Annotated in this window: 8 protein-coding genes; 4 read left to right on the forward strand and 4 right to left on the reverse strand. The window is 71.6% G+C overall.

Translation table 11 applies throughout. From position 1 onward, the window contains the following. Positions 1-5: 5 nt before the first annotated feature. Positions 6-794, reverse strand: a complete 789-nt coding sequence (locus ACWCRJ_RS43085) for an SDR family oxidoreductase (protein WP_450944448.1) — start codon at positions 792-794, stop codon at positions 6-8. Between the two features lie 80 nt (positions 795-874). Here ACWCRJ_RS43085 and ACWCRJ_RS43090 point away from each other — a divergent pair, with 80 nt between their 5' ends. After that, positions 875-1,768 (forward strand): hypothetical protein, encoded by an 894-nt coding sequence (locus tag ACWCRJ_RS43090; RefSeq protein WP_450944449.1) that lies wholly within the window; start codon positions 875-877, stop codon positions 1,766-1,768. 181 nt (positions 1,769-1,949) lie between these two features. On the opposite strand, the gene ACWCRJ_RS43095 is transcribed toward ACWCRJ_RS43090, so the two are convergent. The 3 genes from ACWCRJ_RS43095 to ACWCRJ_RS43105 all read right to left on the reverse strand — a co-directional run bounded on the left by ACWCRJ_RS43095 (position 1,950) and on the right by ACWCRJ_RS43105 (position 4,648). Further along, on the reverse strand, positions 1,950-2,159 hold the full coding sequence (locus tag ACWCRJ_RS43095) for a DUF397 domain-containing protein (protein ID WP_046917909.1): 210 nt from the start codon (positions 2,157-2,159) through the stop codon (positions 1,950-1,952). 312 nt (positions 2,160-2,471) lie between these two features. Next, on the reverse strand, positions 2,472-3,341 hold the full coding sequence (locus ACWCRJ_RS43100) for a helix-turn-helix domain-containing protein (RefSeq protein ID WP_450944450.1): 870 nt from the start codon (positions 3,339-3,341) through the stop codon (positions 2,472-2,474). A gap of 548 nt (positions 3,342-3,889) precedes the next feature. Then, positions 3,890-4,648 (reverse strand): GOLPH3/VPS74 family protein, encoded by a 759-nt coding sequence (locus ACWCRJ_RS43105; RefSeq protein WP_005486078.1) that lies wholly within the window; start codon positions 4,646-4,648, stop codon positions 3,890-3,892. A 271-nt stretch (positions 4,649-4,919) separates the two neighbouring features. Between ACWCRJ_RS43105 and ACWCRJ_RS43110 the strand changes: the two genes are divergently transcribed. From ACWCRJ_RS43110 to ACWCRJ_RS43120, 3 genes are all read left to right on the forward strand, one after another. Further along, positions 4,920-7,853 (forward strand): D-alanyl-D-alanine carboxypeptidase, encoded by a 2,934-nt coding sequence (locus ACWCRJ_RS43110; RefSeq protein ID WP_450944451.1) that lies wholly within the window; start codon positions 4,920-4,922, stop codon positions 7,851-7,853. 344 nt (positions 7,854-8,197) lie between these two features. Next, the gene (locus ACWCRJ_RS43115; protein ID WP_450944452.1) at positions 8,198-9,346 is read left to right on the forward strand and encodes a helix-turn-helix domain-containing protein; all 1,149 of its coding nucleotides are present in this window, start codon (positions 8,198-8,200) and stop codon (positions 9,344-9,346) included. Between the two features lie 81 nt (positions 9,347-9,427). Further along, positions 9,428-9,817, forward strand: a complete 390-nt coding sequence (locus tag ACWCRJ_RS43120) for a peptidase inhibitor family I36 protein (RefSeq protein WP_450944453.1) — start codon at positions 9,428-9,430, stop codon at positions 9,815-9,817. Positions 9,818-9,965: the final 148 nt, after the last annotated feature.

Consider the following 9,965-nt stretch of genomic DNA (forward strand, 5'->3'; position numbering starts at 1 on the left):
GCAGGTCAGCGCATCAGTTCCCCGGCGTTGACGAGCAGCGACTGGCCGGTGATCGCCCGCGCGCGGTCCGAGGCCAGGAAGACCGCCGCGTCCGCGACGTCCCCGTCCGTGGCCAGCTCCGGCAGCGCCATCCGCTCCGTGAGTCGCGCCAGCACCTCCGCCTCGGACACCCCCTCGGTGTGCGCCGAGAACCGCACGTACGCCTCCACGGGTGGCCCCCACATCCAGCCCGGCAGCACCGTGTTGACCCGAATCCGATGCGGCCCCAGCTCCCGCGCCAGCGAGTACATCGCGCTCGTCAGCGCCCCCTTGGACGCCGCGTACGCCGCCTGCCGCACCTGTGAGGGCGCGGCCACCGCCGACTGCGTGCCGATGATGACGACCGACCCGCCGCCCGCCGCCTTCAGACCCGGCAGGCAGGCCCGGGTCATCCGCAGGGTGCCCAGCAGGTTCACGTCGAGGACCGCCTGCCAGGTGGTGAAGTCGGCGTCCTCCAGGCCTCCGAAGTAGCTGTCCCAGGCCGCCACGTGCACCACCGCGTGCACACCCCCGAACCGCTCCCGCGCGAGCGCCGCGAGCGCCGCGCACTGCGCCTCGTCGGTGATGTCGGTCGCCCGGTACGCCGTGTGCGTGCCGTCCGGGTCCACCTCCGCCGCGGCCTTGGCGAGATTCGCCTCCGTGCGCGCCCCCAGCACGGCGTTCCCGCCGTCGCGGACGACCGCCGCGGCGACCCGCTGACCCAGTCCGGCCCCGACTCCCGAGACGACGACCGTCTTTCCGGTGAGCAGTGACATCGAAGACCTCCCGGCTCTGGCGCATTATCTGACGGAGCGTCAGAGTATGGGCGACCGCAGAGGGACGGAAGGGGAAGCACATGAGCGAGCGCGAGCGCACGGGCGAGGGCCGGCGCGCGGACGACGGCCGGCTCCCGCGCGAGGACACCCACAGCGCCACGTACGCCGAACTGGCCGCCGTCGGCCCCTACGGCGTCCGCCCCGGCCACGCCCTGATCACCATGGTCGAGCCGCACCCGGGCCACGAGTACGCGTACAACCGCTGGTACGAGGACGACCACTACTACGCGGGCGCGATGGCCATGCCCTGGATGTTCTCGGGCCGCCGCTGGGTGGCCACCCGCGACCTCCAGCTCCTGCGTACGCCCGAGAAGTCGGCGATCGCCCAGCCGGTCACCGCCGGCTGCTATCTCTCCACCTACTGGATCACCGACGGCCGCTACGACGACCACATGAGGTGGACCGTCGCCATCAACAGGCGGCTGAATCGCGACGCACGCGTCTACCAGGACCGTACGCATGTCTTCACGGCCTTCCAGGACCACGAGGTGACCGTCTACCGCGACGGAGCCGCCGGACCCCGCGACTTCCACGCCCTCGACCATCCGTACGCGGGCCTCGTGCTCCAGGTGATCGACGCCGAAGGGCCCGAGGGGCGGGGAGAGTTGCTGGAGTGGCTGCGGGCCCGGCACCTGCCCAAGCGGCTCGCCGGGTCGCCGGCCGCCATGGTCACCGTCTTCCGGCCCACCCCGCTGCCCCTGGACCGGATGTCGTACGTGAAGCAGGTCGAGGGCGTCGACACCCGCCTGACCCTGCTGTGGTTCCTGGAGGCCGATCCGCGCGACCGCTGGGAGGCGTACTTCGGCGGTCTGGCGGAGGCGGTCACCGAATCGGGGCTGGGGCGGCAGGAGTTGCTGGCCCCGTTCGTGCCCACGGTGCCGGGGACGGACCGGTACGTGGACCGGCTGCGGTGATCCCGGGATGATCCCTCGGTGATCCCGGGTGCCCCGCGTGTTCGCGCGCCGGATCCGGCGGTGGGACGCGGGCAAGGCCGAGCCCCCTCGGCCAGGACGGCGGGCCGGTCGAGAGGGCTCTGTCAGTGGGTGTGTGTGAAGTTGGGGTGAGGGGGATGGTGACGGTCGTGGTGAACCATGGTCACGCGAGGTCGAAGGCTCCCCGGCCGACCTCGGCCACGAACGCGCTCCACGAGTCGGCGGGGAACGCCAGCGTCGGACCGTCGGTGACCTTGGAGTCGCGCACGGACAGGGCCGAGACGACGGGGGACTTGACCTCGACGCACGCGCCGTTGCCCGTGGAGTAGGACGACTTGACCCACGAGTTCTGGGCGCCTTGCTGAATTGCCATTTCTGCTCCGCTTGCCGGTTGGTCGCTGAGTTGCTGTCGCCGAACCGTGGAATGGTGCTGACCGTTGCCGGAGCCCACGGTTCGGTTTGCGCCAAGGTCGTTGCTTTCCTTGGCGTGATCGACGCTACTCGCCAACATCGGCTGACGAAGCGACTATTCACTCGGGTGGGTGGCATATTCCATGGGGGTCTTCCCTCCGAGTGTGTCGAGGGTGTATCTTCCGGCCCCTTCAGTCCCACCAGGCCTGGAGGGGCCCTTCAGAGGCCCTTCAGGGGGCCATTCAGAGGCCCTTCAGGGGCCGTTCAAGGCCGTTCAGTTGGGCCGGAGTTGTGCGTAGTCCTTCGCGATGTTCGCGATGAGCTGGCGGGACTGATCCACGTTCAGGGCCTGGGCCCGCAGGTGTTCGTACATGACGCTGTACTTCTGGACGTCGGCCGGCTTCTCCAGGTACAGATCGCTGGTGACACCCTCGATGTAGACCACGCTGGAATCCGACGCGTCCGGGAACTCCAGGATCGCGTACTGCCCGTTCAGACCGGGGTGCGCGCCCATGTCGAAGGGGATCACCTGGACGGTGACGTGCGGGAGTTGGGACTGCTCGACCAGATGCTCCAGCTGCTCGCGCATGAGGGAGGGGCTGCCCACGACCCGGCGCAGTGCGGACTCGTCGAGGACCGTCCACAGCCGCAGGGGGCTCTCCGGCGCGGAGATACGTTCCTGTCGCCTCAGCCGTACCTGGACCCGCTTGTCGATGTCGGCGGGCGTCGTCTCGGGCAGCGCGCCCGCGATGAGCGCCTCCGCGTACGGCCGGGTCTGCAGCAGCCCGGGAACGACCTGGGGGTCGTACACGCGCAGGCTGGCCGCGTCGGTCTCCAGACCGATGTAGACGCTGTACGGAACGTCGCCGAAGGCGTGCCACCAGCCCTGCTGGCGGGAGTCCTTGGCCATCTGCATCAGGGAGTCGACGACCCGCTGGTCCTCGACCTCGTAGACTCCGCAGAGGTCGCGGACGTCACGCTGGCTGATGCTGCGGCGGCCGTTCTCCAGGCGGCTGATCTTCGACTGGGAGACCAGCAGCCGCTCGGCGACCTCCTCGGCGGTCATGCCCTTGAGCTCGCGGAGCCTGCGCAGCTCCTGGCCCAACCGGCGTCGCCTGACGGTGGGATTGACATTGGACGCCACGGGACGTGCACCTCCGGCTGCGTGCCTCTACTTTGCGTATCTGCTGTTGAGCAGATTGCCACCAAGGTGCCGAGTACCGCTGGAAAACAGCGGATATGCGCTGCGTACGCGCCGTTCGCGCCGGTGTTTTTCCGCCGTGGAGGGATCTCCGCCGGATGGACGCGCACGGGGCACGGCCTGGACGTCACTCGCGGCCCGGCATGGCGGCGACACGGACGCGGTCGCCTGCCCGCGGCCGCCTGCGGTCCGGGTGCGGGCATGCGGCCGCCTGCGTTCCGGGCGCGGGCATGCGGTCGCGCGGGGCGTGTGGGGGCGTACTACGGCCCCACACGCCCCGCGCGAACCTGCGGCTCCCGAACCGGGTCCTGGGTCCCTGGGCGCGCGTGCCGCACGTGGTGCGGTGGGGTCGGGACCCGCGGCTCCGGGGTCCTGCTCCCACGCGCACCCCGGTGCCTCGGCGCCTGCGCCGAACTCCTCGCGCGCTTCAGGTGTTCCTGGTGTTCCTGGTGCTCTTCGTGCTACTGGTCCTGCGGTGCTGAGCGTGTCTCTCAGTGCGCCACTACGCGGGCCATCGAGCCGCGGCGTGGCTGCATCGGAACACCGCGCGCGGGTTCCGGTGCGGGTGGCCTGGCGCCGGGGGCGGCCTGACGGCCGGTCGGTGCCGGGCTGCGGCGCGGCTGTGCGGCCACGCCGTTCTGCACGTCCATGACGGCGTGGGCCACCAGGCCACCCATGGGGTCGTGTCGGATCAGGTCCCGCAGCCGGGAGCGGGACGAGCGTCCCTCGTTCCCCGGATACAGGTGCTTGCCGAGGCCGACCGCGTGCGCCAGCGCGGCGAGCGCCGCGGTCCGCGGGTCCGGCGGGACGCCGGTGCGGATCGCGGAGTCCAGCCGGGCTCGGATCTCCCGGCTGATCTCGGTCTGACTCGCCTGGTAGCGAGTGGTCGGCAGCACTCCGCACATCTGGCCCGCCACGGCATGCACCATGCCGCACCGCTCCAGATGCGAGAGATAGATCTGGCGGAGCCCGAGACGCGGCCCGCCGATCCAATGGACCGCCCGTACGGGAGCGCCACGCCTTCGCAGCAACTCCAACGCGCAGTCCAGAGTCGGATCTCCAGTCGGCCGTGGGGACACCACGGCGATACGATCCCCGTCTGGGGCTATCCGTCCGGCCAGCGCCAGCTCCACTAGCTGCGCTCCGGCCAGACCAAGGTCGAGCGACTGCGGCTGTGCGGTGGTACCCGTGGCCGGGTCCAACGCCAGCAGCAGAAGCTCCTCCGGAATCGTTCTGCGGCTCCTGCCCATCCATGCCTCCCCGCGTGGATGACAGACAGGGTGACCCCTCTCACATTGGTCTGTCGAGAGTGCGTGACCGAAATGTAGTGGAACCGATAGGTATGTCGTTCTCGTCTACCGCAGGGGTTAAGCCCGCACACAGGACACTGGTACATGGTTCGGACAGCGGCGAGGCGCGGCGGTGCGCCGGTGACTAGTGTCCGGGCGGCGGGATTTCACGGAATCACGGTTCGGTTGGGCGCGTGCTCCTAGGACGGGCGGCGCGCGGGAGGAGGCATCGGTGGCGGGCACGTCCCCCGACAGGTCGCAGCGGTACGAGTCGTCGACGGAGTCGACATCGGGGAACGAGCCACCGCTCCGCGACACCCCCGGCCCCGCGAAGTCATCCCTGGACCCACGCCTCGCGATGTCCCGGGACCCCGCCCCGAAGCCCGACCAGGCGACAGCGGTGTTCTCCCGCCGGGCCTTGCTGGGGGCGGAGGGTGCCGATCTGGATGGTGCCGGTGCCGGTGCCGGCTCTGGGGCGGGTGCGGGTTCGGGTTCTGGCGCGAGTTCGGATTCGGATTCGGATTCGGAGGAGTCTGCCGGGCGGGGGGCCGTCGGGGGCGCCGAAGCGGAGACGGACGGGCCGGAGGCCGGTAGGGGCGCCGTCGCCGGCGCCGACGGCTCGGACGGGGCTGGTGCGGATGCCGGTTCGGATGCCGGTTCGGGTGCGGGCGGCCCGGAGGCGGGCGGCTCGGACGCCGATGCGTCTGACGACGGCTCGGACGCGGAGCTTTCGGAAGCCGATACGGATGACGCGGCCTCGGATACCGACTCGCCGCCCGCCGTCCCGGACGCGGACGCCGGCGACGCATCGGCGGACACCGACTCCGGCGACGGTGAAGGCACAACCAGTGACGCGGTGACGGGCCCGGACGGCCACGGCCAGAGCGCGGAGAGGGCCTCGGGCGGCAAGCCGGGGGCTGGGGCGACGGACGCCGCCGAGGAGAGCCAGGACGCCGCGCTGGACCAGCGCCAGGAGGAGACCTCGGGCAGCAAGCCTGTCACCGGGGCTGACGAAGGCGGCCAGGGCACGGACAGGACCGAGTCCGCCGACACGGCCCCGTCAGCCGGGGACGACGACGCCGACCGGCACGAGAGCGGTGCCGCTGCGCCCACCCCCACCACCTCAGCGGCTCGGCTGCCCGCGGCTCGGGCGGGCGAGGAGACCGACTCCGAGGCCGCCGCCGGTACGGACGCCGACGCCGACACCGGCAGCGAGGCCGGCGCAGAGGCCAAGGCCGACGCTGCCACCAAGAGCCCCCGATCCCCGGGTGGGACGTCAAAGGGCGATGGCGGAGCCGAGGCGGGGCGGGCTGTGGATCAGCCGACCGCCATCTTCCGGGCCCCCCGGCCGCCCGCCGTGGACCACCCCACCACCATGCTCAAGCTGGGCGGCGCCGCCACCAAGGCCACCGAGCCCGCCGACCAGCCCGAGGACGCCGTCAGGTCCACGGGCGCCGACAGCGCCGAGGCCACCGACGGAGCCAAGTCCGACGCCAGGCCCGACGTCGCCGACGAGGCCGTGGCCGACGCCAGGCCCGACGTCGCCGACGAGGCCGTGGCCGACGCCAGGCCCGACGTCGCCGACGGAGCCAAGTCCGACGCCAGGCCCGACGTCGCCGACAAGGCGGAGGGCGACACCGGGCCCGGCCCCGCCGGCAGGGCGAAGGCCGATGCCGACGCCGAGCCCGGCAGCACGACCCCCCCGACCCCCCCGCCCGCATCCGAACGCACCAGCAAATTCGTCGCCCTGAAGCCGCTGGACGAGCACGCCCCGCCGAGGCCCCCGGCCGCGACCCCGGACAGCTCCGCCATCACCCCGGCGGAGGCGACGCGGACCATCCCCCAGGTGGGCCCGGAGCGGACGACGCAGCAGCCGCTGCCGCCGAAGCCGCCGCTCGACCTGCTGGCCGAACTGACGAACACCCCACCGCCGCGCCAGACCCCCGTGCGGACGTTCATCCGCCGGGTCAAGATCTGGACCCCCCTGGCCATCCTGCTGGTGATCGTGTTCGCGGTCGCACAGTCCCTGCGCCCGCTCCCGGCGCCCACCCTCGCCCTGACCGCCGACGAGTCGTACGCGTTCAAGGGCGGCAAGATCTCCCTGCCCTGGCCCGCCGAGGGCCAGGGCTGGATGGACGTCAACGGCATCGGCACGATGGACAGCTTCGGCGAGCAGAAGCCCGTGGCCATCGGCTCCGTCGCCAAGGCGATGACCGCCTACGTCATCCTCAAGGAACACCCGATGAAGGCCGGCGAGAAGGGCGCGAAGATCCCGGTCGACGCGAAGGCGGAGACCGAGGGCGGCTACGACAAGGACGGCGAGTCCACGCTCAACACCGTCAAGGAGGGCGACGAGCTCTCCCAGTACGACGCGATCGCGGCCATCATGATTCCTTCCGCGAACAACATCGCGCGGCTGCTCGCCCGTTGGGACAGCAACGGTTCCGAGGAGGAGTTCGTCAAGAAGATGAACGCCGCCGCCAAGGACCTCGGGATGAAGAACACGAAGTACACCGACCCGTCCGGGCTGAAGGAGACGACCGTCTCCACCGCCGAGGACCAGGTCAAGCTCGGCAACGAGCTGGTGAAGATGAAGGCCCTCACCGACATCACCAGGCTGCCCTCCTGGAAGGACCCCTCGGGCCAGCCCTGGAGCAACTACAACCGGCTCGTCCCGTACGACAACGCCATCGGCATCAAGACGGGCTCCACCACGGCGGCCGGCGGCAACCTCCTCTTCGCCGCCACGCAGGAGGTCGGCGGTGAGACGGCGATCGTCGTCGGCGCGGTCCTCGGCCAGCACACCCCGCCGATCATCGACACGGTCAACGCGGTCAGCAAGACGGCGATGCTCGCCGCCCAGGACGCGCTGACCTCCGACACGATCCTGAAGAAGGGCGACGTCGTCGGATACGTCGACGACGGGCTCGGCGGCCGGACCCCGGTCGTGGTCACGAAGAACGTCTCGGCGGTCGGCTGGGCCGGCAAGACCGTCAAGCTCGAACTCGACGCCAGCGCCACCCTCCCGCACGAGGCGAAGCCGGGCACCGAGGTCGGCTCACTGATCGTCGGCAACGGCACCGGCGACGGCGTGGAGGTGCCGGTCGCCCTCCAGGAAACCCTCACCGAGCCCGGCTTCCTCACCAAGCTGACCCGAGTGAGCTGACGCGAGTCGACTGCACCGAGTGAGCTGACCCGAGTCGACTGAACCGAGTGAGCTGACCCGAGTGAGCTGACCCGCGCGGACCGACCCGCGCGGACCGACCCCCGAGGCACGAGGCGCCCCTTCCGACCATACGGACGGAAGGGGCGCTTCCGTGCACGTCCAACGCGTTCCGAGACTTGCTTCCCAAGGCGGCCGGCCGCCTCTTCCTCGCGATCGAGCGCCATGGACGGGGCTCGATACGCAATGCTTTGATCACCTGTGGGATCGCTGTGGCCGCGTACGGTCACGGCAGTCACAGCCCGGACTGACCATCCGGGCCCGACCATCGCCACGGGGAGATCGTCTTGATCGAGACAGAGGGCCCGACCGGCCCTGCCGACCTGCACACCACCCTGCTCCCGCGAGCCGAGCGGCTGACCGCCTGGCGCAACCGAGTCGCCCAGGCCCTCGCGCCCCTGGAGGTGCGCACACCGTACGCGGCCGACTTCCGTGCCAGCCTGCGCCTGGTGGACCTCGGGATCGTACGGGTCGCGACCACCACGTCACCACCGCTGGAGGCCCGCCGCACCACCCGCCGGCCCCGGGCGGCCGGACCCGGTCCGCGACGCTACGCGCTGATGCTCAACCGGACGGGCCATGTCACCGTCGCCGCCGACGGTGGACGGACCGTCGCGCTGGCCCCGGGCGACCTCACGTTCTGCGACACGGCCCGCCCGTTCACCGTACGCATGACCGCGCCCGAGCCGTCCCAGGGCGGCGGTGTCTGGGCCGGTACCGGCCGGGTGTCGGTGCTCACCGCCCTCGTGCCGGCGAAGCTGATACCGGTGCGGGCCGAGGGCGCCGAACAGTGGCTCCTCACCCGTTTCGCCCGGGCCGAGGCCATGGTGTCGATGCTCTCCCGCCACCTCCACGACGTCGTACGGCAGGCCGGGAGCTGGAGTCCGGCCGACCGTTCGCGCGTCGCCGCCGTCACGGTGGACCTCATGGGGGCGCTCCTGGCCAGGTCGGACGGCCCGGCCCCCGGCGCGGGCGCCGGACCCGAGGCCCGGCCCGGGGCGGATCGCGCCGTCGACCCGGAGCGGCTGGCCCTGCAGAACCGCATCCACACCCACATCCTGCGCCACCTGGGCGACCCCGGACTCAATCCGCGCGAAGTGGCCGACGCGCACCGGATCTCCCTGCGCCATCTGCACCAGCTCTTCCACGAGCAGGGCCTGACGGTCGCCGCCTGGATACGGCACCGCCGACTGGAGGGCTGCCGCCACGACCTGGCCGACGCGGGGCAGCGGGGCACGCCGATCCAGACCATCGCGACCCGCTGGGGATTCGCGGACGCCGCGCACTTCAGCCGCCTCTTCCGGGCCGCGTACGACATCGCGCCGAGCGAATACCGGAAGGCCTGTACGGATCCGAATACGAGCCCCGCGCCACCCGCGCACCACCCGACGCACGCGTATCCAACCGTTGCGCACGCATCGCCAACGACTTCCTGACCCCCGTTCGCAAGGATCGTCCTCGCACGGCAAACCGGTCGGCGACCGCCGACCGGCAAGCGGCAACGGAGGAATACAGAGATGCGCAAGATCGCCATCGCGGTCGCCACCCTCGGTCTCGGAGCCGGCCTGATCGCCGTCTCCCCCGCAGCCACCGCGGCCACGACCGCGGGCGCGGAGGCCCAGATCCGGGCCGGGTCCATCACCCTCTTCGAGCACGACGACTTCGGCGGACGCAAGGCCTCGTTCAGCGGTACGGACTGCAACCTGTCCAACAACAAGTGGGCCGGCACCAACGTCAGCATGGACAACCAGGCCAGCTCCATGTCCAACGGCCGTGACTCGTCCGTCTGGCTGTGGCAGGGCGCGGGCAAGACCGGCGAGCACTACCGCGCCGCCGCGAACAGCGCGGACGCGGACTTCAGCAACAACGACATCGGCGACAACAGCGTGAGCTGCGTCGAGTTCTGAGGCCGCCGGGTCTCCGACCCGCAAGCGCCATGAGGGGGGGGCGGGGGCGGGCGGGGCGGCCCCCCCCCCCGTTGAGGCCCCCCGGCCCCGGGGGCCCTCCCGGGCAGGGCGGGGCCGCCCAGGCCCGGCCCGGACGCGCCCGTGCCCC

The sequence above is a fragment of the Streptomyces sp. NPDC002324 genome, from assembly GCF_053593335.1.

Coding starts and splice junctions, on each gene's coding strand:
- ACWCRJ_RS43085 (WP_450944448.1), bottom strand. CDS start 794: ATGTCACTGCTCACCGGAAAGACGGTCGTCGTCTCGGGAGTCGGGGCC.
- ACWCRJ_RS43090 (WP_450944449.1), top strand. CDS start 875: ATGAGCGAGCGCGAGCGCACGGGCGAGGGCCGGCGCGCGGACGACGGC.
- ACWCRJ_RS43095 (WP_046917909.1), bottom strand. CDS start 2,159: ATGGCAATTCAGCAAGGCGCCCAGAACTCGTGGGTCAAGTCGTCCTAC.
- ACWCRJ_RS43105 (WP_005486078.1), bottom strand. CDS start 4,648: ATGGGCAGGAGCCGCAGAACGATTCCGGAGGAGCTTCTGCTGCTGGCG.
- ACWCRJ_RS43120 (WP_450944453.1), top strand. CDS start 9,428: ATGCGCAAGATCGCCATCGCGGTCGCCACCCTCGGTCTCGGAGCCGGC.